Genomic DNA, 25,720 nt, shown 5'->3' on the forward strand with positions numbered 1-25,720 from the left:
ACTTTTTGTGAGCTTTACGCCGCTTGACCGTGTATCCATCGACCGTGTTCCCATCCGCCGGGCGCTCATCTCGGTCTACGACAAGACCGGTCTGGAGGAGCTCGCCAGGGGCCTGCACGCCGCCGGCGTCAAGATCGTCTCCACCGGCTCCACCGCCAAGAAGATCGCCGCCGCGGGGATCCCGGTGCAGGAAGTCGAGGAAGTCACCGGCTCACCGGAAATGCTCGACGGCCGCGTCAAGACCCTGCACCCGCGCGTCCACGGCGGCATCCTCGCGGACCGCCGCGTCCCGGCGCACATGGAAACCCTCCAGTCCATGGGCATCGAGCCGTTCGACCTCGTCGTCGTGAACCTCTACCCCTTCGTGGAGACCGTGAAATCCGGCGCCGCGCAGGACGACGTCGTCGAGCAGATCGACATCGGCGGCCCCGCGATGGTCCGCTCGGCCGCGAAGAACCACGCCGCCGTCGCGATCGTGGTGGACCCGTCCTCCTACGGTGCCGTGGTGGCGGCAGCCGCCGCTGGCGGTTTTGACCTGAAGACCCGGCGCCGGCTCGCCGCCAAGGCCTTCGCGCACACCGCTAGCTATGACAACGCCGTGGCGACCTGGACCGCGAGCCAGTTCCTCGATGAGGACGGCGACGGCGTGATCGACTGGCCCGCCTACGCCGGCCTCGCGCTGGAGCGCTCCGAGGTGCTCCGCTACGGCGAAAACCCGCACCAGCAGGCCGCGCTCTACGTCGACAGGGCAGCCCCGGCCGGCATCGCCCAGGCCGACCAGCTGCACGGCAAGGCGATGAGCTACAACAACTTCGTCGACGCCGACGCCGCCCTCCGCGCCGCCTTCGACTTCGCCGGACCCGCCGTGGCGATCATCAAGCACGCCAACCCCTGCGGCGTGGCCGTTGGCTCCGCCTCAGCCGCGGATCCGATCGCCGACGCCCACGCCAAGGCCCACGCCTGCGACCCGGTCTCCGCGTTCGGCGGCGTGATCGCGGCCAACCGCACCGTGACCGCCGGCATGGCCAGGACCGTGGCGGACATCTTCACCGAGGTTGTCATTGCGCCGGGCTTCGAGGACGAGGCCGTGGAGATCCTGTCCAAGAAGAAGAACATCCGGCTCCTGGCGTTGCCCGAGGGCTATGGCCGCTACCCGTCCGAGATCCGCCAGGTCTCCGGAGGCGTGCTGGTGCAGATGTCAGACCGGGTCGACGCCGAGGGCGACAACCCCGCCAACTGGACCCTCGCCGCCGGCGAGGCAGCGGACGCTGCCACCCTGGCCGACCTCGCGTTCGCGTGGACCGCCTGCCGCGCCGCCAAGTCCAACGCCATCCTGCTCGCTGCTGATGGCGCCGCCGTGGGCATCGGCATGGGCCAGGTCAACCGGCTGGATTCCTGCAAGCTTGCTGTCGAGCGGGCCAACTCCCTGGGCGTCACCGTCACGTCCGACGTCGATGCCGCCGGCGGCGCGGCTGGTGCCTCAAATGCAGATGCGAGCGGGGCCCCCGAGCGCGCCCGCGGTGCCGTGGCGGCGTCGGACGCGTTCTTTCCGTTCGCGGACGGGCTGCAGATCCTGATCGACGCCGGCGTCCGCGCCGTCGTCCAGCCCGGCGGATCCGTCCGGGACGAGGAAGTCATCGCCGCGGCCAACGCCGCCGGCATCACGATGTACTTCACCGGAGCCCGCCACTTCTTCCACTAGGACCTTCGCGGTTCCGTGGTCCCCCAGCTTCATGGTTCCCGGTTCCCGGTTCCCCGCGCCGCCAAGAATGGACATGCCCTCCCTTCCCGGAGGACATGTCCATTTTTCGTGACCAGGGCTGCGCATATTGGGATTGTGTCCACGCCCCGTCCCGGGGGGAGGGCATGTCCAGTGGTGGCGCGGGTGCGGATGGGAGCCCGGGCGGGGGACATGCTAATTGTTTGCGCCAGAGGCTGGGCGCATCGGGTCTGTGTCCCCGCCCCGTCCCGGGGGGAGGGCATGTCCAGTGGTGGCGCGGGTGCGGATGGGAGCCCGGGCGGGGGACATGCTCATTGTTTGCGCCAGCGGCTGGGCGCATCGGGTCTGTGTCCACGCCCCGTCCCGGGGGGAGGGCATGTCCAGTGGTGGCGCGGGTGCGGATGGGAGCCCGGGCGGGGGACATGCTCATTGTTTGCGCCAGCGGCTGGGCACATCGGGTCTGTGTCCACGCCCCGTCCCGGGGGAGGGCATGTCCAGTGGTGGCGCGGGTGCGGATGCGAACCCGGGCGGGGGACATGAGGAACTGTCAATTCTTGTCACAGCGCGTTGCGATGGTCATGGAGGGACAGGCCCACGACGCCGGTAGGCGGCAATCCGGCGACCTCGGGTAAGTTAGAGCTGTCGAAATACACAAGATTCCGGAAATACCCAGACCTTCAGGGAGACGCCCGAGCAATGGCCAAGATTATCTATACCCACACCGACGAAGCGCCGATGCTGGCCACCTATTCGTTCTTGCCGATTGTCGGGGCGTTCGCCTCGACGGCCGGTGTGGAAGTGGAGACCCGCGACATTTCGCTGGCCGGCCGCATCATCGCCGCGTTCGGCGACTACCTCACCGAAGAGCAGCGCGTCAGCGATGCTTTGGCTGAACTGGGCCAGCTCGTCAAGAAGCCCGAAGCCAACATCATCAAGCTGCCGAACATCAGCGCTTCGACACCGCAGCTGAAGGCCGCCGTCGCGGAACTCCAGGGCCAGGGCTACGCCCTCCCGGATTACCCGGACAACCCCTCCTCGGACGAAGAGACGGACATCCGGTCCCGCTACGACAAGATCAAGGGTTCCGCCGTGAACCCGGTGCTGCGCGAAGGCAACTCCGACCGGCGGGCGCCGCTCTCGGTCAAGGCGTACGCCCGCCAGAACCCGCACAGCATGGGCGCCTGGACCCCCGAGTCCAAGACCAACGTCGCCACGATGGGCGCCGATGACTTCCGCTCCAACGAAAAGTCCGTCGTCATCGAGTCGGCCACGAACATCAAGATCCAGCTGGTCAAGGAAGACGGCACGGTCAAGGTCCTCAAGCGCGCCTTCCCCGTCCTCGCCGGCGAGATCATCGACGGCACCGTCATGCGCGCCGCCGCGCTGGATACGTTCCTCGCCGCACAGGTTGCCCGCGCCAAGGAAGAAGGCGTCCTCTTCTCCGCCCACCTCAAGGCCACCATGATGAAGGTCTCCGACCCGATCATCTTCGGCCACGTCGTCAAGGCCTACTTCTCCGAACTTTTCGACACCTACGGCGCCCAGATTGCCGCCGCCGGCCTGAGCCCCAACAACGGCCTGGCCTCCATCCTCAACGGCCTTGCGGACCTCCCCGAGGAGATCCGCGGCGAGGTCGAGGCGGCCATCAAGCAGGGCCTGAATGAGGGCCCGGAGTTGGCCATGGTGGATTCGGACAAGGGCATCACCAACCTGCACGTGCCGTCCGACGTGATCGTGGACGCCTCCATGCCGGCCATGATCCGCAGCTCCGGCCACATGTGGGGCCGGGACGGACAGGAAGCCGACACCCTCGCCGTCCTGCCGGACAGCAGCTACGCCGGCATCTACCAGGTGGTCATCGATGACTGCCGCGCCCACGGCGCCTTCGATCCGACCACCATGGGCACCGTCCCGAACGTCGGCCTGATGGCCCAGGCAGCCGAGGAATACGGCAGCCACGACAAGACCTTCGAGATCCAGTCCGCCGGCACCGTCCAGATCATCGACGACGCCGGCACCGTGCTGATCGAACACCAGGTCGCCCCCGGCGACGTCTGGCGCGCCTGCCAGACCAGGGACGTGCCGATCCGCGACTGGGTCAAGCTGGCCGTCACCCGCGCCCGCGCCTCCGCCGTGCCGGCCGTCTTCTGGCTGGACAAGGGCCGCGCCCACGACGCCCAGATGATCGCCAAGGTCGAGGAATACCTCAAGGACCACGACACCGAGGGCCTGCAACTCGAGATCATGTCCCCGGACGAAGCCACGGCCTTCACCCTGGAGCGCGTCCGCAAGGGCGAGGACACCATCTCGGTGACCGGCAACGTACTGCGCGACTACCTCACGGACCTGTTCCCGATCCTGGAACTCGGCACCAGCGCCAAGATGCTCTCGGTCGTTCCGCTGATCAACGGCGGCGGGCTCTTCGAGACCGGTGCCGGCGGTTCCGCCCCGAAGCACGTCCAGCAGCTGCTCAAGGAAAACCACCTCCGGTGGGACAGCCTGGGTGAGTTCCTGGCCCTGGCCGTGAGCTTTGAACACCTCGCCAGCAGCACCGGCAACGCCCGCGCCCAGATCCTCGCGGACACCCTGGACCGTGCCACCGGCACCTTCCTGCTGGAGGACAAGTCCCCCAAGCGCAAGGCCGGCGAGCTGGACAACCGCGGCAGCCACTTCTACCTGGCCAAGTTCTGGGCCCAGGAGCTCTCCCGCCAGGGCGACGACGCCGAGCTGGCCGCCGCTTTCGCTGCGGTCTCCGGCGCGCTGGACTCCAACGAGGACACCATCGTCGGCGAGCTTCTCGCCGTACAGGGCTCCCCGGTCGACATCGGGGGCTACTACCGCCCCGACGAGGCCAAGGTCTCCGCAGTGATGCGCCCCTCGGCCAAGTTCGGCGAAGTGTTGTCCATGCTGGGCTAAGCACCACGCCAGCACGCAGCGCCTGATGAGCGCACCGCCTGAACGGCGCACCGGGAGTTCCCGGTGCGCCGTTCAGGCGTTTAACGGTTCCCTGCCACCGGGGCCTGATCCCGCGAACTCCGTGTAGCCGGAAAACCGGCAGGGAAAACCTCAGGGGTTCCTCCCTGGCGCCCGTCCGGGGGAGGGCGTCAGCCGTTTCCCTTGCCCTTGTTCTTCGGCTTGTCGCCCTTGTCCGAGTTACCCGGCGCCGGCGCCACCACAGGCGCCTGGGCTGCGGCTGCCTGCGCTGCCGCCTCCCGTTCGGCCGCGACCCTGGCCGCTTCGGCGGCGGCCTGCTGGGCCGTGAGGTCCGTCCGGACAGCGTCGATGGACGTCCTGACACTCTGGCGGCGTTTGAAGGACACAGCGCCGCGGTCGGCGGCCTCATCCAGCTGTGTCACCAAGTCATCCAGCAGCTTGAGGGAGGTTGACGGATCATTGGCGGCGGCGGCCTGCGTCACGGCGAGCACCTTGGACTGAAGCTGGGAGGCCGCATCGCGGTCCAGCTCAGGCGCCGGAACGCCGCAGCCGGCCAGCGCACCAGTCAGTAAAGCCGTGCTGAGCAGGCATCCCGCGAGCACCATGCCCGGCGTGCGTCGGCCCGGGCCTGTCCCGGGTGTGCGCGGCTTCATGGCTGCACGCCCTTCTGCAGCTGCTCCAGATGTTCGCCCAGGCTGCCCGTGACGGCCGGATAAGGCACGACGGCGGGCGCTTCCGGCGTCGTGAAGGCGACGGCCGCGGCAGCGGCCACCGCCAGCACGGCCAGCATGGCGAGGAGTACGACGCTCCGGGTGCGACGGCGGGCCTGCCGGAAGCGGGAGACGGTGCGGGACGCGAAGGAATCCGCTCCCGTCCGCCGCGGTGCCGCAGCATCCGGGTCCAGCACGCGCAGGGCGCGCGTTCCGGCGTCGTTCTGCGGCAACCGCGGAAGCCTGCCGGGCGGCGCCGGCAGCACCCGGGTGCGCTCCTCGGCCAGCGGCCCGGGCAGCGACTGCGGCGAGATCAGGGCCTGCCGCAGTGCCGCTTCCAGATCCGCGGCGGCCGGACGGTCCATCGGGTCTAAGGCCGTCATGACCCGGATCAATTGCGCCCACTCGGCCGGAACGGTGTCTGGGATGGCGGGGGCCCGGTGCAACCGGGCGACGGCCGATTCCACGGCGCTGCCGGGGTACTCGACCTCGCCCTTCAGGCATTCGAGCATCACCAGGCCCAGCGAGTAGATATCGCTCGCCCGTCCCAGATCGGCGCCCCGGGCCTGTTCCGGACTCAGATAGGCGGCGGTACCCACTATGGTGCCGGTCGCCGTGAGCCTGGTCCCATTCATGATCCGGGCGATTCCGAAGTCGGTGAGTTTTGGCCGCAGCGGCTCGCCTGGGCGGACCGGAACCAGCAGGATGTTGGCTGGCTTGATGTCGCGGTGGATGATGCCGAGCGCGTGCACATAGGCCAGAGCGTCAGCCACACCGGCACCGACGACGGCCAGTTCGGTGAGGGACAGCGTGCGGTGCCGGATCCTGGTCCGGAGGTCCTGGCCGTCCACCAGCTCCATGGTCAGGAACGTCCGCGGCTCGTCGGGGATACGGCTGTCTGTCCCGGCGTCGAAGAGCGTGACGAGGCTTGGGTGGTTCAGCGTCGCGAGGAGTTCAATCTCGGCCTCGTGGCGCCTGAGTTCGTCAGGATCGGCCGACTGTGGAGCGAAGAGCTTGAGTGCCACATCGCGGCCCAGGTTCTCGTCCTTGGCGGTATAGACGGATGCCATGCCGCCCCGGCCGATCACTTCCCCCAGCCGGTAGCGGCCGCTCACTAGGTCAACCGCGACGCTGTCGGGTGAAATGCCCACACTATCCCCGTCCTTCCCCGGGCGCCTCGGCGGCGCTACTCAAGACTAGTACGGGGACGGGTGTGCGCCGCCCCGCCGCGGCCGCGTCAAGCGGCCGCGGTGGGGGCGGAACTCCGCCGCAGCGAGTGAATGCCGTTGAGTCCCCCAGCGGACCCAACGACTTCGCTCCGGCGGTCACGGAACCTCCACGCGAGCGGTTAGTTGCGCTAGGGCGGATGTTCGTCCTGCTGCGGAGATGGTTTTCGTTGCCGCAGCAGCGGGGCCGTCCAGGCCCGGCGGGGCTTTCGGAGCGTGGCCGAGCGGCGCGCGTACGGGGCGGACGCCGGGTGCGGCGAAACCGTGAGCCGCACCGGAAGAGGGGTGCCGGAAAAGGGAGGGACGGAAAAAGGGGTGCCGGAAATCCGGGCGGGGACGAGGGCGTCCATTGGAAATCTCCTGAATGACTGTTGGCGGGCGCCTCAAGGCAACCCGATTGGCCGTGCTCTGTGGAGGGCAGAGACGGCTAGCTAGTCAGGAGATGAACCGGGGTCAGCAGCGAACGCTGAGTGTTCGTTCTGAAGCGGGCCCCGGATTGGATCTGCGTCGGCAATGGGGATGAACAAGTACAGGCTTGGAAGCCAGGCTGCCGCACCGGCGGGTCCGTTGGACGGGTGGGCGTTGCCCGAGCCCGAGCCGGGGGCCGCCGGAAGGGCGTCAGGTGCGGGTAGTCCGGGCGCACCGTGCCACGGGCCGGGCCCATCATCGCCAGGAGGGCCCGGGTCGCCGGGGGCGGCCGGTGGATCCGCCGCGCCGGAAGGAGGCGGTGGGGCTGCGACAGGGACTTCACTCGAGGCTCGCGGCGGGACGTAAACGGTACGGATGGCGCGGGCGGGTTCAGCCCGGGCTGTCATCACTTCCCGCGGGGATGAGCCGGTTTGTGGCTTGACGCTGCACTTTGGCCGCGACCCGTAGGCGGCCGGCGACGCGGCAACCGGCTGCGACACAACCACAGAGTCCGTCGCGGGTACGGGGACGCCGGACGGCGCCGGGGTAACGGAACCCGGAAGGTTGGGGTCCTTAACGGGGCCGCCGGGGAGGGGACCGGCCGGGTCAGGAAGCGGCTTCGTGGGGTCCGCGACGGGCGGTTTACCGCCGGGGGGCGGTGTGTCGTGGTCTGTGGCCGGCGTTGTGGGCTCCGGCGCAGGCTTAGTGAGGTCCGGAGCGGGCTTCGTTGGATCTGAGACCGGGACGCCGGGGACCGCGGGGCCCGTGGCAGGAGTAGTGGGGACAGTCGCCGGAAGCGTGGGCTTCGGTGCCGGGACAGTAGGCGTAGCAGCCGTAGCGGTCGGAACGGGAGCCGGCACGCTCGGACTCGGACTCGGAGGCGTCGGCGACGGTGCGGCGGCTCGTTCGGACACCCTCGGGGACGGTGCGGGCTTTGACGGTGCCGGTGTCGTGGCGGGAGGGGACGGTGCTCCGCTGGGCGCGGGATGGCTGGGTGCCGAGCCTGCCCGCCCCGTGCCCGGAACAGGGGCGCTGGGGCTCGGGACGGCGGCATGCGCGGGAGCCGTGGGTACGGCAGGCGCCGGCCCGGGCTGCAGGGTGGGCGCCGGATACGGAGCGGTTGGCCAGGGGGTCTGCGTCGCGGAGCCGGATGGAATCTCGGGCGTTCCGGCAATGTCGGACGGGACGGCAACCGCCGTCGTGACAGTGACACCGGAGAGGCCCGTCATGGCAACCGAAGTGGCGGCGTCGTCGGCGTTTGCGGCCGTCGCGGAAAGCGCCAGCCAGGCGAATCCGGCGACGCCAGCCAGAATCACCCGCCGGATTGGGTGGCGCGCGCGCATCAGGACTGACACTGAGTCCATGCGCACACCCCATTCCCCGAAGCTCGACGATTGCCTACAGGGTAAGTCCGCGCGCCCCGGTGAGTCCAGAGTGCGCCGAACAAACGGCGGATCCACACGGAATAATAGGCGGATTCACGCCGCTCGGGGCACCGTCAGCGAGCGTCGTTCGCGTAGCTCACACCTAGTTGGGCGCGGACCCCGTCGAAGAGCCGCATGGTGTTCAGCGAGTCCTCCAGCGGCATGACCGGGCTCTCGGTCAGCCCCTGCTGGATGCAGCGTGTCACTTCGCGCAGTTCGTAGCAGTAGCCCCTTCCGACGACGTCGAACCGTTCGCTGCGCACGTCGTCGAATCCGACCCGGACCTGAAGTTCCTTGGGGTTGTTGATCGAGCCGATGGCCTGCAGGAAACCTGCGCTGCCGGCCACGGTGGCGGTGCGGGGACCGTGCGCCAGCAGCGACGAGGTCAGCTGGGCCTGGCCTCCGTGGTGGTAGCCCAGGGTGAGGGCATTCTGGGCGTCCACGCCGTCGTCGTTGACCCAGCCGGTGGCACTCACGGTCTGCGGGAATCCCAGCGTGCCGAGCGCCCACAGCAGCGGATAGACGGTGATGTCCAGGAGGGCGCCGCCGCCGTCCTTGCGAGCCCACAGCCTGGACGTGGGCGAATAGGGCGCCGGGAAGCCGAGATCGGCCCCCACCCACTTGACCTCGCCGATTTCGCCGGAGGCGGCGATCTCGAAGGCCCGCTGCATGCTCGGCAGGAAGCGGCTCCACATGGCCTCCATCAGGAACAGCCCCCGGGCGCGGGCCAGTTCCACCAGTTCACCGGCCTCCCGGGCGTTCACGGTGAGCGCCTTCTCGCACAGCACATGCTTACCGGCGTTCAGGGCCGCCAGGGCAATCTCATGGTGATGGGCGTGCGGAGTCGCCACATACACGACGTCCACAGCGTCGTTGGCGAGCAGCCGCTGGTAGCCGGGCTGCCCGCCGTCGTCCCCGTACGCCCGGGCAAAGCCGTAGTCGGCGGCGAACGCGTCGGCTGCCGCCTGGGTCCGGGAGCTCACGGCGTAGAGCTCGGCGTCGGGCAGGAGCTCCAGGTCCCGGGTGACCGAGGCGGCGATGCCGCCGGTGGCGATGACGCCCCAGCGCAACCTGGCGCCGGTGGCCGTTCGGGGGTCCTGGTCCGGCTGGCCGGAGAGCCAGGGCGTCGCGATGAGGGCAGTCATGGTGCCATCCTCTCACCCTGGAGAGGGATGGTTTCGGATTCGACGGCGGGAAGTCGGGGAGGGCCGGCGGAGGGGCGGAAGGAGCGGGGTCGGGGGAGACCCGCCCCCGACTTCCGGCCCCCGCGCCCGGCTTCCCGCCCCCGGCGTCCGGTCCCCGCGCCTGTCCGGCGCCCGCGCCTGTCCGGCTACCCGGCTACACCTGCCCCGGCCCGGCTGCGCGCGGCTTCCTCGGTGAGCAGGCCCTGCTGCAGCCGGAACCGCCGCTCGGTCTTGTCGGCCAGCGAGCGGTCATGGGTCACTACGAGGATGGTGGTGTTGTGGTCCCGGCTCAGCGAGCTGAGCAGCTCGATGATGTGCCCGCCGGTCTGTTCGTCCAGGTTGCCGGTGGGTTCGTCGGCCAGGATCAGTTTCGGTTCGTTGGCGAGGGCGCGGGCGATCGCCACCCGCTGCTGCTCGCCGCCGGAGAGTCGGTTGATGCGGCGGGCGTGCTTCTCCGAATCAAGCTGCACCTGCTCGAGCAGCTCCCGGGCGCGCTGCAGGCGGGCGGCCCTGCGGATCCCGGCGAACTCCATCGGCAGCATGACGTTGTCCACGGCGGAGAGGTTGGGGATCAGGTTGAACTGCTGGAACACAAAGCCGATGTCCCGCCGGCGGTACTCGGTCAGTTTGCCGTCCGGCATGCCGGCCAGGCTCACGCCGTTGACCAGCACGTCGCCGCTGGTGGGCTTGTCGAGCGCGCCCAGCAGGGACAGCAGCGTGCTTTTGCCGCTGCCGCTCTTGCCCACGATCGAGGCGAGCGTTCCCTGCTCGAGCTGGAAGCTGACATCGTTGACCGGCTTGATGGTCCGGTCGCCGGACTTGAACGTGCGGACCAGGTTCTTGACTTCGATCATGGCTACTCTCCTCGGAGGACTTCGATGGGACGGATGCGGGCGGTCAGCAGGGCTGGAACCAGGGCGCCGATGATGGCGACGCCGAACACCGCGGCGATGCCGGCGCCAATTACGCCGGGGGAGGCGCTCGCCGTCACGGACGTCAGCAGCTGGGAGGCACCGCCGAAGGGCCCGCCGGCGGGGAGGCCTGCGCCGCCGCCGGGGAATCCGCCGGCCGCTACGCCTGGGAGGCCTCGCTGGCCGGCTGCGCCGCTGGCCGCGGTGGTGCTGTTGGTACTGATCAGCGCCGAGGCGATGCCGCCGCTGGCGAACGAGGCGACGGCGGCACCCACCACGCTGCCCAGCGCCACAAGGACCAGCGCCTCCAGCACGAATTGCAGCCCGATGATGCGGTTGGGGGCGCCAATTGCCTTGAGCACGCCGATTTCCCGGCGGCGCTCGCGGACCAGCGTGACCATGATCAGCAGGATGATCAGCCCGGCGGTCGCCAGGGCGGCGACAAAGGCGGTGAACGAGATGTTCTTGACGCTGCCGAGCGAGCTGACGGCGGTCTCAAGGTTGCGCTGGCCCTGGCTGACGTCGGCGGCGTCGGTGCCCAGCGCGTCCTGCAGGGCGGTCTTCGCGGCGTCAACGTTGTCCAGGCTGTTCACGGTGACGATCATCGTGGACAGTTCCCCGGGCAGTTCCGCCAGGCTCTGGGCCGTCGGCAGCGTGAGGTACAGGGCGTTGTTGCCGAAGGCGGTGCCGGCGTCGAACAGGCCGGCCACGGTGAAGGCCTGGTCCTTGATGGTGAAGGTGGAGCCCACCGCCAGACCGTTTTTCTCGGCCAGGGTGGTGCCCAGCAGGGCGCCGGTGGAGGCGGCGTTGTAGTCGCCGAGGCCCGCGCCGCCGGTCAGCTGCAGGGCTTTGCCGGTCGCGTCGACTTCGGCCCCGATGCCGGTTGCCGTGACGGGCAGCGAGAACGCCGGCGCTGCCGGCGTCGTTCCGGTGCCTGTGGTCCCGGTGGCTGCCTGATTGCGGGAGCCGAGCGTGCCGGCGTCGACGGCGGCCGTGAGGCTTGTGGTCACGGTGGTGGCCGCTTGCCCGCCGGGACCGCCTCCCCCGGGGCCGCACTGGCCCGTCTGGGCAGCGGCGGCGTCGGCGTTCCGCAGTCGCAGCGCCTTGGTGCCAATGACGGCGCTGACGTTCGGTACCGCGGCCGCCGTCGCGGCCTGTACTGCGGTGAGCGGTTCGCCGCCGCCCTCGAAGCCTTGGCCGCCGGCCGGGTTGACGGTGAGCACGGTGCCGACCGAGGCATTCAGCTCCGCGACCTTGGCGGCGACGGCCTGGTTGGCGACGAGCATGGCAAGGGCGAGGCCGATGGCTACGGCCAGCACGGCCACCACCGCCGCGGTCCTGACCTTGTTTCTAAAGGCGTTGCCTACACTCCGGGCAAGGACGCTCACGGGACTCCTAGGATCAGGCCGGCTCGAATGGCCGGCGGCTGCTCCCACACTGGTACGGGCTGCTGTGCGGAGATCACAGCCAAGCTATGGATGGGCTGTGAAGGCGTCTGGAAGGGGTCTGGCAGGGCACACAAAAGCCCCGGCCCTCCCTTTCCGGGGGAGCCGGGGCTCTGGTGTTGCCTGCGGCTCAGCGCCTCACGCTGTGGCGACTACACGGGCACTACTTCGTCAGCGGTCCGAGTACCGGATCGTCGGCGTAGGCCGTCTTGACGTTTTCCTTGGTCACGATGACCGGCTCCAGCAGGTACGCCGGAACGGTCTTGACCTTGTTGTTGTAGGACTTGTCATCGTTGATCTCGGGCTTCTTGCCGGCCTGGAGGTCCTTGACCATGGTGATCGCGTGCTCAACGAGCTTGCGGGTGTCCTTGTTGATGGTGGAGTACTGCTCCCCGGCGAGGATGGACTTGACGGACTCAACCTCGGAGTCCTGGCCGGTGATGATCGGAAGCGGCTTCCCGGCGGCCTTGACGGAGGTCAGGACTGCGCGGGCCAAGAGGTCGTTCGGGGACAGGACGCCGTCAAGCGTGGCGCTGCCGTAGCTGCCGCTCAGCAGGGTGTCGGCACGACGCTGCGCGTTCTCAGCCTTCCAGCCCTGCGTGACGGCCTGCTCGAAGGACATCTGGCCGGAGAGGACCTTGAGGGTGCCGTCGTCGATCTTCGGCTTCAGGACGCTCATGGCGCCGTCGAAGAAGACCTTCGCGTTGGCATCATCCGGGGAGCCGGCGAACAGCTCGATGTTGTACGGACCGCTCGCCTTCTTGGCCTTCATCCCGTCCAGCAGCGCCTGTCCCTGGAGGACACCGACCTTGAAGTTGTCGTAGGCCACGTAGTAGTCCACGTTCTCGGTGTTCAGGAGCAGACGGTCATACGCGATGATCGTGGCGCCGGAGTCCTTGGCCTGCTTGAGCTGGGTGCCCAGCTGCGCACCGTCGATGGCGCCCACGATGAGCACTTTGGCGCCCTTGGTGACCATGGCGCTGATCTGGTTCTGCTGCTCCGAAACGCCGCCGTTGGCGAACTGCACATCCGCCTTGAAGCCGGCACCGCTGAGGCCGTCGTTGAACAGCTTCTCCGCCAGGACCCAGTTTTCGCTGGTCTTCTGCGGGAGCGCGACGCCGATCGAGGAGTTCTTCGGGAATGCCTCGCCGCCGGCAGTCGAGCCGCCGGAAGTTCCGGTGTCGGAACGGCCGCAGGCTGTCAGCGCCAGTGCCGCAATAGCAGCGATTGCTGCTGCCTTTCCTGCTTTACCAATCAGTTGCATTGCTTGGTTCACTTTCTTTAGGTGGTGTGCGGAGAATCTGGGGGAAATGGGACCAGAGGGAGCCGCTCAGGCTTCCTTCGAGATGACCTCTTTGACAGACGTGGTCTCGTCGGGCTTGATCTCGCTGCTGCGGCCGAAGTTCTTCATCATCAGGCCGATGATGGACCGCTTGCCCTGGCTCTTGTTGTAGACGTCGAACGCGACGGCGATCAGGAGCACCAGGCCCTTGATGATCTGGGTCAGGTCGGCGCCGACGCCCAGGAGCTGCAGACCGTTGTTCAGCACGGCCATCACGAGGCCACCGACGATCGAGCCGATCACGGTGCCCACGCCGCCTGTCACAGCGGCGCCGCCGATGAACACGGCCGCGATGGCGTCCAGTTCCCAGCCGACGCCGTCGAACGGGCCCGAGGCGGTGGAGCGGCCGACGAAGATCATGCCGGCGAGGCCGGCCAGGATCGACATGTTCATCATGACCAGGAAGTTGACCTTCTTGGACTGGACGCCGGAGAGCTCGGCGGCGTGCCGGTTGCCACCGACCGCGTAGATGTGGCGGCCGATGATGGTCTTGGAGGAGATGAAGCCGTACACGATCACCAGGACCGCGAGGATGAGTCCGGGGACGGGGAAGGAGGTGCCCGGACGGCCGGTGGCGAACAGGTACGTCGCATACAGGATGGCGCCGCAGACCAGGACCAGCTTGGTGATGGTGACCCAGGCCTCGGGCACCTCGGCGCCGAGGGCCTTGGCGTTGCGGCGGGAGCGGATCTCGCTGAAGACCACGAAGGCGACGGCGAGCAGGCCCAGCAGCACGGTGAGGTTGTTGAAGCCGGTGTTCGGCCCGACCTCCGGCAGGTAGCCGGAGCCGATGTACTGGAAGTCAGCCGGGACCGGGATGGTGTTGGACTTCCCGACGAACTGGTTGAAGCCGCGGAAGAGGAGCATCCCGGCCAGCGTCACGATGAACGCCGGGATGCCGACGTAGGCGGTCCAGAATCCTTGCCAGGCGCCGATCAGGGTCCCGAGCAGCAGCCCCAGCAGGATGCCCAGGTACCAGGGGATGCCCCAGTCGCGGATGAAGAGCGCCACGCTGACGCCCACGAAGGCTGCGACCGAGCCGACGGAGAGGTCGATGTGGCCGGCGATGATCACCAGGACCATGCCGATGGCGAGGATCAGGATGTAGGAGTTGCCGTTGAAGAGGTTGATGACGTTGCCCGGGGTGAGCGTGCGTCCCTCGGTGAAAATCTGGAAGAAGACGATCAGTGCAACCAGGGCGAAGATCATGCCGAATTGGCGGGTGTTGCCGCCAAAGAGCTTCTTGAGCGCGTTCATTATGTCAGTCCTTGTTTTCCGGGGTGATCGGAGTGTTCTGGATGGTCCCAGGGGGTCAGGCGGTCCTGCGGGCGGAAGTCATGAGTTTCATGAGGCTTTCCTGGCTGGCTTCGTCCTTGTTGAGCACGCCGGTGATGGCGCCCTCGAAGATGGTGTAGATGCGGTCCGAGAGGCCCAGCAGCTCGGGGAGTTCCGAGGAAATGACGATGACGCCCTTTCCCTGGTTGGCCAGCTGCTGGATGATGCCGTAGATCTCGTACTTGGCGCCGACGTCGATCCCCCGGGTGGGTTCGTCCAGGATCAGCAGGTCCGGATCGGTGAACATCCACTTCGCCAGCACCACCTTCTGCTGGTTGCCGCCGGAGAGCTTGGCGACACCCTCCTCCACTGACGGCGCCTTGGTCCGCAGCGATTTGCGGTACTGCTCGGCGACGGTGAATTCCTGGTTGGCATCCACCACGTTGTGCTTGCTGATCTTCCTCAGGTTGGCCGAGACCGTGGTGGCCTTGATATCGTCCAGCAGGTTCAGCCCCAGGGACTTGCGGTCCTCGGTGACGTAGCCCAGCCCGGCGTCGATGGCCTGGCGGACCGTGCGGAGGTTGACCTCCTTGCCGTCCTTGTAGATGTGACCGGAGATGAACCGGCCGTACGAGCGGCCGAAGACGGACCGTGCGAGTTCGGTGCGTCCGGCGCCCATGAGTCCGGCGACGCCGACGATCTCGCCGCGGCGGACGAAGAGGCTGGAGTTCTTGCAGACCATGCGGTCCTGGATCTGCGGGTGGCCCACGTTCCAGTTCTTCACTTCGAAGAACACGTCACCGATCTTGGGCTCGTGGTCCGGGAACCGGGATTCCAGGGTCCGGCCCACCATGCCCTTGATGATGCGGTCCTCGTCGACGCCGTCCGCCTTGACGTCGAGCGTTTCGATGGACTTGCCGTCGCGGATGATGGTGATGGAATCCGCGATCTGCTCGATCTCGTTGAGCTTGTGGGAAATGATGATGGACGTGATGCCGCGGCCCTTCAGGCCGAGCATCAGGTCCAGCAGGTGCTGTGAATCGGATTCGTTCAGCGCGGCGGTGGGCTCGTCCAGGATCAGGAGCTTCACGGACTTGTTCAGCGCCTTGGCGATTTCGACGAGCTGCTGCTTGCCGACGCCGATTTCCTTCACGGGGGTTGCCGGGTCGTCCCTGAGCCCCACCCTGGCCAGCAGCTCGGTGGAGCGGATCCGGGCCTCGGCCCAGTCGATCACCCCGCGTTTGGTGGGTTCGTTGCCGAGGAAGATGTTCTCCATGATGGACAGCTCCGGAATGAGCGCGAGTTCCTGGTGGATGATCACGATTCCGGCGTGCTCGCTGGCACGGATGTCCTTGAATTGCTGGACTTCGCTCTGGTAGACGATGTCCCCGGTGTAGCTGCCGAAGGGGTACACCCCGGAGAGCACCTTCATCAGGGTGGATTTCCCTGCGCCGTTCTCACCGCAGATGGCGTGGATTTCACCGGCCTTCACCCGCAGGTTCACCTCGGCCAATGCTTTAACGCCGGGGAATTCTTTGGTGATGGAGCGCATCTCGAGGATTATCGGATCGCTGTGCGTGTTGAGGGACGTCATCTGCCCTTACGCCTCCAATGCATGACTTCGTTGTCCGCCCCTGCAAACCGCAGGGCCGTCTGATGAAAAAGTAAACTGGATCACAGGCCTTGTCGTCAAGTCTTTAACGCAACGGGCCGGTAACGAAACACTAGTTCCGCCGGATTCCGGCGTGTTGGAAGACCAGGGCCGTGGCCCCGAGGGCTTCGGCCCGGTCGCCCAGTGAGGACATGGTGAGGGTGGTGGTCTCGCCGATCACGGGCACCGCGTGGCGGACCAGCCCCCGCCGGATCGGGTCCAGCAGCAGCTCTCCCAGCCCGGCCAGCGGACCACCCACCACGATCACTTCGGGGTTGATCAGGTTCGCCACATTGCCCAGCGCACGGCCGGCGGCAAGGCCGGCGTCGTCCACCACCCGCAGGGTCGCGGAGTCCCGGGCGAGGGCCTTCCGGACGATGTCCTCCGGGGTCAGCGGCTTGTCCTCGCCGCGGCCCAGGAGCTCGATCATGGTGGTGGTGGACGCGATGGTTTCCAGGCAGCCCCGGTTTCCGCAGCGGCAGACGAGCCCGTGCTCGTGGATGGTGGCATGTCCGATTTCACCGGTGATGCCGACGTTGCCGTAGTAGGGCAGCCCGTTGAGGATCAGCCCTGCGCCGATGCCCGAACCGATCTTGAGGAACATCAGGTTGCTGATGCCGCTGTGAGGTCCCCAGGTGACCTCGGACAGGGCGCCCAGGTTGGCGTCATTGTCCACGAAAACCGGGAGATCCAGCGCTTCCTCGAGCCGCTGCAGGATGTTGATGCCCACCCATTCGGGCAGGATGGCGCCTTGCGCCACGGTCCCCGTGCGGCGGTCGATGGGTCCCGGGATGCCGACGCCGGCCCCCACCACGGCGCTGCGTTCCACGCCGCTGTCCGCCAGCAGCCGGTCCAGCAGTCCGACGGCGGCGGCGATGCCCTCCTCGGCATGGTGGCCCAGCGGCAGCAGCACCGTTTCCTCCGCGATCACGTGGTAGCTGAGGGATGCGAGGACCACCCGCAGGTGCCGGCGCCCGAAGTCGATGCCGACGGCGACTGCGCCCTTGCTGTTGAGCCGGACGTTCAGGGCGCGCCGCCCGGAGCTGGTGATCGGCTCGGTGGACGCCAGTCCGGCGTCCTGCATGATCCTGACGATGTTGGACACCGTGGCGGTGGAGAGGCCGGTCTGCCGTGCCAGTTCGGCCTGGGTCGACGGGCCGTTCAGCAGGCATTCGATGATCCGCTGCTGGTTCAGATGCCGCAGGGCGGATTGCGATCCGGGGTTTTTGGTTCGGCTCCTCGTTGAGCGCGTTGGTGAGGGCATGGAAAGAAGCGTGCACCATTCATGGCTTGCAGTCAAGAAGTTAACGCATAGCCGCGCGGTGTGTCTTCGGCAACGGCAGGGCATTCCGCCCCGCGGACGCCCGGGATGGGCGGAAATGCACCGGAGCCACGGTGGCGTCGCGTGGCTAGGCTGGAGGAAACGCGCGTCCGCCGCCCCGGTGCGGACCTCCCGAGATGCCGAGGTGGTAATGGTGCTGCTGGCCCTGATGCAGGCGAATGCCGCCGTGCTGGACGTAGAGGCAAACTGTGCCGCGGTGGATGAGGCCGCCCGGAAGGCCGCCGCCGCGGGCGCGCAGCTGCTCCTCACCCCGGAACTGTTCCCGGTGGGTTACGCGCCGTTGAGGATCCGCGCGGAGCTGGACCCGGCGGCGCTCCCGGCCATCCGCCGGACAATGGCCGGTATCGCCACCCGCCATGGCATCGCCCTGGTCTACAGCCTGCCGGCCGTCACCGGGGAGGGGGACTGGCAGATCACGGCCACTCTCGTGGACGCGCAGGGCACCGAACTCCTGAGCTATGCGAAAGTCCAGTTGTTCGGAGCGGAGGAACAGCAGGCCTTCACCCCGGCCGGCGACGCCCCGGGGGTGGTGGACTTCCAGGGGGTCAGGACCTCCCTGGTGATCTGTTACGACGTCGAATTCCCCGAGACCGTCCGTGCCGCCGCCGTCCGGGGTGCCCGGCTGGTGCTGGTGCCGACAGCCCTTTCCGAGGGGTTTGAGGCCGTACCCCAGCTGCTGGTCCGGGCGAGGGCGCTGGAGAACCATGTCACGGTGGCCTATGCCAACCACTCCGGCACGGAGGACGGCTGTGATTTCCTGGGCGGCAGCGTGATCGCAGCTCCGGATGGCTCGCTGCTGGCCGGCGCCGGGACAGGTCCGGAGCTGCTGTTCGCCGAGCTGCCGGAGCCGGCCGGCGGCGAAGAGCCCGTGGCGTACCTGGATGACCTCCGGCCGGAGACCTACCGCTCCTGGGGCAGCTGAACGTACTGCAGGGCAATCCAGAGCTCCGCCCGGGCCTGCGCCTGGTTGAGGTCCAGCTCGAGCAGCTCCGCGAGCGTCCGGATGTGGCGGCGCACGCTGTTGCGGTGAAGTCCCGTGACCTTCGCCGTGGAATCCCAGCTGCCGTTCGCGCCCAGCCAGGCGCGGAGAATCCCCAGCAGGGTGTCCCGGCGCTCGGGTTCCAGCGCGAGGACGGGAGCCAGCAGCCGCGCGGCGAGCATGGCACCCGCCTCGCTGCCCAGCAGCCCCGTCAGGGACCAGGTGACGTCGTCAACGCGGACGCTGTGCCCGCTGGTCCGCACCCGGCCGCGTAGGGACGACGTCCGCTGGTAGGCCTCCGCCAGGCCGGCGAATTCAGTGGCACTCCCGACCACCAGGCGCCAGCCCAGCCGCTCGACGTCGGCCAGCAGGGCGTCGTCGACCTTCAGCCTGGTGATGGCTGCGAAGCCGAAGTCGGTGATCTCCACCAGCTTGGTGTCGAACATCCTGCGCCATTCCAGCAGTTCCCTGACCGGGCTGTCGCCGGTGCCGCGCACCGCAGCGGCCAGGTTGATTCCCTGGACAACGCGCAGCTGCCCGGAGCGGGTGGAAGAAACGCTCTGTGCCAGCAGGTCCTTCAGGCCGTTGACGTGCCGGGTCCCGCCGGTGCTGTGACTTTCCGGGTGCAGGAGCAGGGCCGTGGCGAGCTGGCTGGGGGCCAGCGAGCCGCTGGTGCGCTGGCGTACCAGCAGCTCCAGGAGGCCGACGGCGGCCGAGACCACGCTGTTCTGCGCCGGTGTCAGCGGCGCCTCCGTGCCGAGGACCAGGGCGCCCAGGTTGGCATCGCGGGAGCTGCGCAGCGGATGGCCGAAGACGAGCGCCGAACCGGCGTCGTCGAAGGAATCCAGCTCCACCCGGGGACCGCTGCCGCTCAGCAGCTTGGCCAGCAGTGGCTGCAGCGCGGCTGCTTCCACGCCCGGTACCGGGCCGGTTCCGTGCGTACCGGCGGAGCCGCGGGCACGGACCCGTCCGTCCGCACCGACGAGGACGGCCCAGACCGGGACGCGCTGCACGAGTGCCGCCAGGAGCTCGTGTTCGGGCCTGGCCGACAGTACCGCGCGCATGAGCTGCCGGTTGGTGTCGGCCAGCTGCCGGAAGGTCTTGGCGTTGTCCGATTCCAGCAGCTGCGAGAATTCGAGTCCGATGGCGGCGAACGGGACGGTCTGGGGGATGGCGACCAGCGTGAGGTTGCGCCGGCTGCAGGCCTGGATGACGGCGGCGGGTACGGCGTTGAAGTAGGGTTCGAGGCCGAATCCGAGCGCGCCGACGCGAGCCCGGACCAGCCGCTCCACATAGGCGTCAACGCGTTCAGGGTCGCCGCCTTGGTCCAGGAACGGCAGCCCCGCGGTCAGCAGGAATTCGCCGTCGAGCAGGTAGGGGGTGGGGTCCTCGAGTTCGCTGGGCTCCACCCAGCGCAGGCGGTCCGCTCGGTTGCCGCCGTCGTGAAGGACAGTGAGTTCCGGCGGCAGTTGCCGGAGGAACTGCTCCAGGGTGACGAATCCGAGCCGCTCCCCGGCGTCAGCAGGCATGGCTGTCCCCGTCCGGCAGGCCGCGGCCGGCCGATTGGGACCGAACCGTCCGTTGTGGTGCAATACGTCTCATGCCTGAAGACTATAGGTCATTTTGCACAACCTTGAGAGCTGGCTCACAGCCCTAGGCTGAAACGGGGAACTCAACCACTACTCACGAATGGACGTCAACGATGACTGTGCCTACCCTCAACCGGGAACGGCCCGCGGCCGCCGCCAGCCGTCCCGGCCTGACGACGCAGCTGCTTCGGCGGAAGCCGATCGGACAGCTCGTCAGCGAAGCCGAATCCGGTCACGGCGGCACGCGGCTGGTCCGCAGCTTCGGTGTGCTGCAGCTGACCATGATCAGCGTCGGCGCCACCCTCGGCACCGGCATCCTGGTCATCCTGGGCGAATCCGTCCCGCTGGCCGGCCCGGCCATCTGGATCTCCTTCGCGATCGCCGGACTCGCTGCGCTGCTCTCCGCCGTCTCGTATGCCGAGATGGCCGGACTGGTGCCCGCAGCAGGTTCGAGCTACTCCTACACCTACGCGACCATGGGCGAAGGCATGGCCTGGATCTGCGGCTGGTGCCTGGTGCTGGAATACGCCGTCTCCGTGGCGGCCGTCGCCGTCGGCGCGGGCCAGTACGTCAACGAAGCCCTGGCCGTCTTCGGCCTGGCGCTTCCGGACGCCATCTCGCAGCCGCCCGGCGGCGGCGGGGTGCTGAACGCACCGGCGATCGTGATTGTGGTCCTCGCGATGGTCCTGCTGGTCCGCGGCGCCAAGGAAAGCGCCTGGATCAACACGGCCATCGTGCTGATCAAGGTCGGCATCCTGCTGTTCTTCTGCGCGGTGGCGTTCACCGCCTTCAACGGCGCACACTTCGAGCCCCTGCTGCCGATGGGCGCCGCCGGCGTCTCCGCCGCCGCCTCCCGGGTGTTCTTCTCCTACATCGGGTTCGACGCGGCGTCCACGGCCGGCGAGGAAGCCCGGAACCCGAAGCGCGACCTGCCGCGGGCCATCCTGCTCTCGATGCTGATCGTCACCACCATCTACGTGCTCGTGGCCGTTGCAGCGATTGGCGCGCGGCCGTGGGGCTGGTTCGACGGCACCGAGGCCGCGCTCGTGAAAATCCTTGAGGAAACCACCGGGCAGCCGTGGATTGCGTTCGTGTTCGCGGTCGGAGCCGTGCTGGCCATCGCCAGCATCGTGCTGACGGTCCTCTACGGACAGACCCGGATCCTGCTGGCGATGGCACGGGACGGCCTGATTCCCAAGATCTTCGGCCGCGTTTCGGCCCGCACCGGCACCCCGGTTGCCGGGACCCTGATCGTGGGGGCCGCCGTAGCACTCACCGCGGGCCTGGTGCCGCTTGGCGCGCTGGCGGACGCCACCAGCATCGGCACGCTCTTCGCCTTCGCCCTGGTCAACGTCGCCGTCATCTACCTGCGGCGCACCCGGCCGGAGCTCAAACGCAGCTTCCGCGTCCCGCTGTTTCCGCTGACGCCGATCCTGGGCGCCCTGATGTGCGCCTACCTGATGGCCAACCTGGGCGCCGAGACCTGGGCGGTCTTCGGCATCTGGATGCTGGTGGGCCTGGCAGCCTACTTCGGCTACGGCCGCAGGAATTCGAGGGTAGCGGCCCTGAGCCACGAGGAATACCGTGAACTGTCCGGCACCACCCCCTCCGAGCCCACCACGTCCGAAACCGAACCGATGAAAGCAAGCCACTCATGACCACCGCCACCGAACTTCCGGCCCCCGGACCGAACGCGCCGGGCAGCGGCGCCGAAGCACCCATCACCATGCTGAATCCGGACTTCCCCTTCAGCTACGACCACTACCTGGCCCATCCCGCGGGCCTGGGCAGCATCCCCGCCGGGCTGTACGGGACCGAAGTTGCCGTGGTCGGCGCAGGACTCTCCGGGCTCGTCACGGCCTACGAGCTGATGAAACTTGGCCTCCGCCCGGTCGTGTACGAGGCGGACCGGATCGGCGGCCGGCTGCGGACCGCGAGCTTCCCCTCCGCCGCCGGCGTTGTCGCCGACCTCGGCGGGATGCGGTTCCCGGTCTCCGGCAAGGCCTTCTACCACTATGTGGAGCTGCTCGGGCTGGAGACCGACGAGTTCCCCAACCCGCTGGCGGCGGCGACCTCCAGCACAGTGATCGAGCTCGCCGGGCAGAAGTACTACGCCCGGACCTCCGCGGACCTCCCGCCGTTCTTCCGGGAGGTGGCGGACGCCTGGAAAGCCGCCGTCAACGACGGCGCCAGGTTCACCGAGATGCAGGAAGCCATCCGGGCCCGGGACACCGCCAGGATCAAGGAGCTTTGGAATGAGCTGCTTCCGCTCCTGGACGAACAGACGTTCTACGGCTTCATCGCCGGCAGCGACTCGTTCAAGCAGGCCGGATTCGCCCACCGCGAGGCGTTCGGCCAGGTGGGATTTGGAACCGGAGGCTGGGACACGGACTTCCCCAACTCCATCCTGGAAATCCTGCGCGTTGTCTACACCGACGCCGACGACCAGCACCGGCTCATTGCCGGCGGAGCGCAACGGCTCCCCGAGGCGCTCTGGCGGCACGCGCCGTCGGGCATGGCCCACTGGCCGGAAGGGACCTCCCTGGCGAGCCTGCACGCCGGGGCCCCGCGCGGCGCCGTGGACCGGATCGCCCGGGACGGCAGCGGTGACTTCCGGATCCGGGAGCGGTGGGGCCGCGAGGCCGCCTTTCCCGCCATCGTGACCACCTGCCAGTCATGGCTGCTGTCCACCCGGATCCACACCGAGGAAACGCTGTTCCCTGCCGAACTCTGGACGGCGATCGAGCGCTCGCACTACATGCAGTCATCCAAGACCTTTGTGATGGTGGACCGGCCCTTCTGGAAGGACATCGATCCCAGGACGGGCCGCGAGGTCATGTCCATGACGCTGACGGACCGGCTGAACCGTGCCACGTATCTCCTGGACAACGGCCCGGACCAGCCGGCAGTGATCCTGCTGTCCTACACCTGGAACGACGACGCCCTGAAATGGCTGGCCCTGGACGCCGACGAGCGCGTGGAGCTGATGCTGCACTCGCTCGCCCAGATCTACCCCGACGTCGACATCGCCAGCCACATCGTCGGCCAGCCGATCACCGTCTCGTGGGAAGCGGACCCCAACTTCATGGGGGCGTTCAAGGCAAACCTGCCGGGCCACTACCGCTACCAGCAGCGGCTCTTCACCCATTTCAAGCAGGACAAGCTGCCGGCGGAGCAACGCGGGATCTTCCTGGCCGGCGACGACGTCTCCTTCACGGCAGGGTGGGCGGAAGGCGCCGTCACCACCGGGTTGAACGCGGTCTGGGGCGTCGTCAACCACCTGGGCGGCCGGACGTCGGCCGGGAATCCGGGGCCGGGGGAGTTGCTGGACGAAATGGGTCCGATCCCGCTGGATTAGCCCTTCCCGCGGCCGGGCCCTTCAGGAGCCGTGCAGCTCCCGGTGGGCCCGGGCCAGCTCCTGGTAGTGCGCCGCGTTGTGCTGGACGCCGGCGAATTCCTCGTCGCTCAGCGCGCGCCGGACCTTGGCCGGCACCCCGGCGACCAGCGAGCGGGGCGGCACGACCGTTCCTTCCAGCACCACCGCTCCGGCGGCGACCAGGGAGCCCGCACCGATCACGGCGCCGTTGAGGATCGTGGCGCTCATGCCGATCAGGCAGTCGTCCTCGACCGTGCAGCCGTGAACGACGGCGCTGTGGCCGACGCTGACGCGCGAGCCGACGGTGCAGGGGAAGCCGGGATCGGCGTGCAGCACCACGTTGTCCTGCAGGTTGGTCCCGGCGCCCACGGTGATGGCGGCGGTGTCTGCCCGCACGGAGACGCCGTAGAAGGCGCTGGAGTTCTCGGCCAGCGTGGCCTTGCCGATCACGGAGGCCGTGGGCGCGATGAAAGCGGAGTCATGGACGGCCGGGCTGTCGCCGGCGAATGCGTAGAGAGGAGCCATGCCTCCAGCCTAGGACACGCCCCCGGCCGTTGAGCTATCAGTTGTGGTCCTTCAGCCCGGCTGGGAACCACCACAACTGATAGCTCAACGGGTGTTGCCGGGGAGGGTCAGGCGGGGGAGCGGAGGACCGTGAAGCCCTCGCTGTGTTCCGGGAGGCCGGGATCGGGGAGTACGACGGCGATCGGGGCGCCGGGTTCCGCCACGCGCCCGAGTTCGCGGACGACGTCGTCCCACTTCTCCGGCGGCAGTCCCGCCAGGGCATCCACCGCCCACACGGAACGGAACGCCGAGTCGGCGAACGGAAGGGCGGCGGCTGCGGCCACCGAGGCCTCCAGACCGCGGGCACGCGCCGAATGGATGTGTTCCTCCGAGGCATCCACGCCGGTGAAGTGGATGCCTCGCTGGACGAAGAGGAGCCCATCCGCGCCGGGGCCGCAGTCGAGGCCCAGCACCGAGTGCCTGCCCTCGGACTTGAGCAGGGATACGAACGCGGCCAGCCGGTCCTCCCGCAAACGTGCCATACCTCTCATTAAATACCAGGGTCAGCTAAAGACAACGGTCCGGTTCCCGTCGAGCAGGACGCGGTGTTCGGCGTGCCACTGCACGGCCTGGGCGAGGGTGCGGCCCTCGACGTCCCGGCCCATCTGGACGAACTGCTCGGCGCTGCGCCGGTGGTCCACCCGGATGACCTCCTGCTCGATGATCGGCCCCTCATCCAGGGCGGCCGTGACGTAGTGCGCCGTGGCGCCGATGAGCTTCACGCCGCGGGCGTGCGCCTGGTGGTACGGCCTGGCGCCCTTGAAGGACGGCAGGAAGGAGTGGTGGATGTTGATCGCCTTGCCGGTCAGCTCGGTGCACAGCTCGTTGGAGAGGATCTGCATGTACCTGGCCAGGACGGTGAGCTCGATGTCGTGCTCCGCCATCAGCGCCCGCAGCGCGTCCTCTGCCTGGACCTTGGTGTCCGGCGTGACCGGGATGTGGTGGAAGGGGATGCCGTAGAACTTCGCCAGTCCCTCCAGATCCTGGTGGTTGGACACAATGGCCGGGATCTCGATCGGCAGGGTTCCGGAGCGCTGCAGGAACAGCAGATCGTTGAGGCAGTGCGCCGAGGTGCTGGCCATCAGCAGGGTGCGGACCTTCCGGCCTGCCGGGTTGAGGCTCCACTGCATGCCGAAGGCCTGGGCCACGGGCTCAAGGGCGGCATGCAGCTCGGCGTGGGAGGCCGCCGTCGTGGACTCGACCCGCATGAAGAACGTGCCGGTGCTCTGGCTGCCGTACTGCTGGGAATCCGTAATATTGCTGCCCGCCACCAGGAGGGCCCCGGCGACGGCATGCACGATTCCCGGCCGGTCAGGGCAGGAAAGAGTCAGGATGTAGGAAGCAGTCAGCTGGTCGTCAGTCACGAAGGACAGCCTACCCGCGGGTGCGACGGGCCTGGGGCAACAGCCTCGGGCCCTGGGGTAGGCTTAAACGGTCGCAACTGGCGTTGGGTGGTTAACCACCAGGGAGCGGCACTCACGAAGACCACGGATCGTACGCCTGGGCCGAGGGTCATGTTTTGCCGGTCGGCAGCGCCTGCTGCCGCCCCGCCGTCGGCACCCCTGAACGGGTGCCAGCCCTTGGCGCGTGCCCCGGATCTCCGGGACCGTAATCTAGGGGCGCGGCAGCGGGCCAGCCGG

The 25,720-nt window shown here is 68.3% G+C and carries 19 protein-coding genes and 1 riboswitch; of the genes, 5 read left to right on the forward strand and 14 right to left on the reverse strand.

What is annotated here, in order from left to right; genetic code table 11:
- The first annotated feature begins 7 nt into the window (after nucleotides 1–7).
- On the forward strand, nucleotides 8–1,702 hold the full coding sequence (purH, locus tag ACQCSU_RS16950) for a bifunctional phosphoribosylaminoimidazolecarboxamide formyltransferase/IMP cyclohydrolase (protein WP_426976424.1): 1,695 nt from the start codon (nucleotides 8–10) through the stop codon (nucleotides 1,700–1,702).
- Nucleotides 1,703–2,416: 714 nt separating this feature from the next.
- Entirely contained in the window at nucleotides 2,417–4,636 is a 2,220-nt protein-coding gene (locus ACQCSU_RS16955) for an NADP-dependent isocitrate dehydrogenase (protein WP_426976425.1), read from the forward strand.
- Nucleotides 4,637–4,824: 188 nt separating this feature from the next.
- On the opposite strand, the gene ACQCSU_RS16960 is transcribed toward ACQCSU_RS16955, so the two are convergent.
- The 10 genes from ACQCSU_RS16960 to ACQCSU_RS17005 form a co-directional block, all read right to left on the reverse strand.
- Entirely contained in the window at nucleotides 4,825–5,307 is a 483-nt protein-coding gene (locus ACQCSU_RS16960) for a mucin-associated surface protein (protein ID WP_426976426.1), read from the reverse strand.
- On the reverse strand, nucleotides 5,304–6,515 hold the full coding sequence (locus ACQCSU_RS16965) for a serine/threonine-protein kinase (RefSeq protein ID WP_426976427.1): 1,212 nt from the start codon (nucleotides 6,513–6,515) through the stop codon (nucleotides 5,304–5,306). Before ACQCSU_RS16965 ends, ACQCSU_RS16960 begins: the two co-directional genes overlap by 4 nt.
- 206 nt (nucleotides 6,516–6,721) lie before the next feature.
- Nucleotides 6,722–6,940 (reverse strand): hypothetical protein, encoded by a 219-nt coding sequence (locus ACQCSU_RS16970; protein ID WP_426976428.1) that lies wholly within the window; start codon nucleotides 6,938–6,940, stop codon nucleotides 6,722–6,724.
- 1,556 nt (nucleotides 6,941–8,496) lie between these two features.
- Nucleotides 8,497–9,567: a Gfo/Idh/MocA family protein gene (locus tag ACQCSU_RS16975; protein ID WP_426976429.1), complete on the reverse strand. Its 1,071-nt coding sequence runs from the start codon at nucleotides 9,565–9,567 to the stop codon at nucleotides 8,497–8,499.
- 185 nt (nucleotides 9,568–9,752) lie between these two features.
- Entirely contained in the window at nucleotides 9,753–10,460 is a 708-nt protein-coding gene (locus tag ACQCSU_RS16980) for an ABC transporter ATP-binding protein (protein ID WP_426976430.1), read from the reverse strand.
- A 2-nt stretch (nucleotides 10,461–10,462) separates the two neighbouring features.
- Nucleotides 10,463–11,905, reverse strand: coding sequence for an ABC transporter permease (locus ACQCSU_RS16985; RefSeq protein ID WP_426976431.1), 1,443 nt, complete (start codon nucleotides 11,903–11,905; stop codon nucleotides 10,463–10,465).
- Nucleotides 11,906–12,125: 220 nt separating this feature from the next.
- Nucleotides 12,126–13,226 (reverse strand): substrate-binding domain-containing protein, encoded by a 1,101-nt coding sequence (locus ACQCSU_RS16990; RefSeq protein WP_426976432.1) that lies wholly within the window; start codon nucleotides 13,224–13,226, stop codon nucleotides 12,126–12,128.
- A gap of 66 nt (nucleotides 13,227–13,292) precedes the next feature.
- Nucleotides 13,293–14,561, reverse strand: a complete 1,269-nt coding sequence (gene mmsB / locus ACQCSU_RS16995; protein ID WP_426976433.1) for a multiple monosaccharide ABC transporter permease — start codon at nucleotides 14,559–14,561, stop codon at nucleotides 13,293–13,295.
- A 55-nt stretch (nucleotides 14,562–14,616) separates the two neighbouring features.
- Nucleotides 14,617–16,173 (reverse strand): multiple monosaccharide ABC transporter ATP-binding protein, encoded by a 1,557-nt coding sequence (gene mmsA / locus ACQCSU_RS17000; protein ID WP_426976434.1) that lies wholly within the window; start codon nucleotides 16,171–16,173, stop codon nucleotides 14,617–14,619.
- Nucleotides 16,174–16,303: 130 nt separating this feature from the next.
- The gene (locus ACQCSU_RS17005; RefSeq protein WP_426976435.1) at nucleotides 16,304–17,494 is read right to left on the reverse strand and encodes an ROK family transcriptional regulator; all 1,191 of its coding nucleotides are present in this window, start codon (nucleotides 17,492–17,494) and stop codon (nucleotides 16,304–16,306) included.
- Between the two features lie 208 nt (nucleotides 17,495–17,702).
- On the opposite strand from ACQCSU_RS17005, the gene ACQCSU_RS17010 reads away from it, so the two are divergent.
- Nucleotides 17,703–18,494 carry a nitrilase-related carbon-nitrogen hydrolase gene (locus tag ACQCSU_RS17010; RefSeq protein ID WP_426979823.1) on the forward strand — a complete coding sequence of 264 codons (792 nt, stop codon included), beginning with the start codon at nucleotides 17,703–17,705 and terminating at the stop codon, nucleotides 18,492–18,494.
- On the opposite strand, the gene ACQCSU_RS17015 is transcribed toward ACQCSU_RS17010, so the two are convergent.
- Nucleotides 18,473–20,080 carry a PucR family transcriptional regulator ligand-binding domain-containing protein gene (locus ACQCSU_RS17015; protein WP_426976436.1) on the reverse strand — a complete coding sequence of 536 codons (1,608 nt, stop codon included), beginning with the start codon at nucleotides 20,078–20,080 and terminating at the stop codon, nucleotides 18,473–18,475. The genes ACQCSU_RS17010 and ACQCSU_RS17015 overlap by 22 nt on opposite strands.
- Nucleotides 20,081–20,253: 173 nt before the next feature.
- On the opposite strand from ACQCSU_RS17015, the gene ACQCSU_RS17020 reads away from it, so the two are divergent.
- Together ACQCSU_RS17020 and ACQCSU_RS17025 are read left to right on the forward strand one after the other, a co-directional pair.
- Nucleotides 20,254–21,798, forward strand: coding sequence for an amino acid permease (locus ACQCSU_RS17020; RefSeq protein WP_426976437.1), 1,545 nt, complete (start codon nucleotides 20,254–20,256; stop codon nucleotides 21,796–21,798).
- On the forward strand, nucleotides 21,795–23,498 hold the full coding sequence (locus tag ACQCSU_RS17025) for a flavin monoamine oxidase family protein (RefSeq protein WP_426976438.1): 1,704 nt from the start codon (nucleotides 21,795–21,797) through the stop codon (nucleotides 23,496–23,498). Before ACQCSU_RS17020 ends, ACQCSU_RS17025 begins: the two co-directional genes overlap by 4 nt.
- A gap of 21 nt (nucleotides 23,499–23,519) precedes the next feature.
- On the opposite strand, the gene ACQCSU_RS17030 is transcribed toward ACQCSU_RS17025, so the two are convergent.
- The 3 genes from ACQCSU_RS17030 to purU all read right to left on the reverse strand — a co-directional run bounded on the left by ACQCSU_RS17030 (nucleotide 23,520) and on the right by purU (nucleotide 25,444).
- Nucleotides 23,520–24,041: a gamma carbonic anhydrase family protein gene (locus tag ACQCSU_RS17030; protein ID WP_426976439.1), complete on the reverse strand. Its 522-nt coding sequence runs from the start codon at nucleotides 24,039–24,041 to the stop codon at nucleotides 23,520–23,522.
- Nucleotides 24,042–24,148: 107 nt separating this feature from the next.
- Nucleotides 24,149–24,562: a class I SAM-dependent methyltransferase gene (locus tag ACQCSU_RS17035; protein WP_426976440.1), complete on the reverse strand. Its 414-nt coding sequence runs from the start codon at nucleotides 24,560–24,562 to the stop codon at nucleotides 24,149–24,151.
- Nucleotides 24,563–24,583: 21 nt separating this feature from the next.
- Nucleotides 24,584–25,444, reverse strand: coding sequence for a formyltetrahydrofolate deformylase (gene purU, locus ACQCSU_RS17040; RefSeq protein ID WP_426976441.1), 861 nt, complete (start codon nucleotides 25,442–25,444; stop codon nucleotides 24,584–24,586).
- A gap of 63 nt (nucleotides 25,445–25,507) precedes the next feature.
- A riboswitch (ZMP/ZTP riboswitch) is annotated at nucleotides 25,508–25,593 on the forward strand.
- Nucleotides 25,594–25,720: the final 127 nt, after the last annotated feature.

This window comes from Pseudarthrobacter sp. O4 (assembly GCF_050157025.1).
In the GTDB taxonomy this organism is placed as follows: domain Bacteria; phylum Actinomycetota; class Actinomycetes; order Actinomycetales; family Micrococcaceae; genus Arthrobacter.

Bases quoted from the DNA above. Each gene is read 5' to 3' on its own strand.
- ACQCSU_RS16955 (WP_426976425.1), top strand. From the start codon at position 2,417: ATGGCCAAGATTATCTATACCCACACCGACGAAGCGCCGATGCTGGCC.
- ACQCSU_RS16960 (WP_426976426.1), bottom strand. From the start codon at position 5,307: ATGAAGCCGCGCACACCCGGGACAGGCCCGGGCCGACGCACGCCGGGC.
- ACQCSU_RS16970 (WP_426976428.1), bottom strand. From the start codon at position 6,940: ATGGACGCCCTCGTCCCCGCCCGGATTTCCGGCACCCCTTTTTCCGTC.
- ACQCSU_RS16975 (WP_426976429.1), bottom strand. From the start codon at position 9,567: ATGACTGCCCTCATCGCGACGCCCTGGCTCTCCGGCCAGCCGGACCAG.
- ACQCSU_RS16980 (WP_426976430.1), bottom strand. From the start codon at position 10,460: ATGATCGAAGTCAAGAACCTGGTCCGCACGTTCAAGTCCGGCGACCGG.
- ACQCSU_RS16990 (WP_426976432.1), bottom strand. From the start codon at position 13,226: ATGCAACTGATTGGTAAAGCAGGAAAGGCAGCAGCAATCGCTGCTATT.
- mmsB (WP_426976433.1), bottom strand. From the start codon at position 14,561: ATGAACGCGCTCAAGAAGCTCTTTGGCGGCAACACCCGCCAATTCGGC.
- mmsA (WP_426976434.1), bottom strand. From the start codon at position 16,173: ATGACGTCCCTCAACACGCACAGCGATCCGATAATCCTCGAGATGCGC.
- ACQCSU_RS17005 (WP_426976435.1), bottom strand. From the start codon at position 17,494: ATGCCCTCACCAACGCGCTCAACGAGGAGCCGAACCAAAAACCCCGGA.
- ACQCSU_RS17010 (WP_426979823.1), top strand. From the start codon at position 17,703: ATGGTGCTGCTGGCCCTGATGCAGGCGAATGCCGCCGTGCTGGACGTA.
- ACQCSU_RS17015 (WP_426976436.1), bottom strand. From the start codon at position 20,080: ATGCCTGCTGACGCCGGGGAGCGGCTCGGATTCGTCACCCTGGAGCAG.
- ACQCSU_RS17020 (WP_426976437.1), top strand. From the start codon at position 20,254: ATGACTGTGCCTACCCTCAACCGGGAACGGCCCGCGGCCGCCGCCAGC.
- ACQCSU_RS17025 (WP_426976438.1), top strand. From the start codon at position 21,795: ATGACCACCGCCACCGAACTTCCGGCCCCCGGACCGAACGCGCCGGGC.
- ACQCSU_RS17030 (WP_426976439.1), bottom strand. From the start codon at position 24,041: ATGGCTCCTCTCTACGCATTCGCCGGCGACAGCCCGGCCGTCCATGAC.
- ACQCSU_RS17035 (WP_426976440.1), bottom strand. From the start codon at position 24,562: ATGGCACGTTTGCGGGAGGACCGGCTGGCCGCGTTCGTATCCCTGCTC.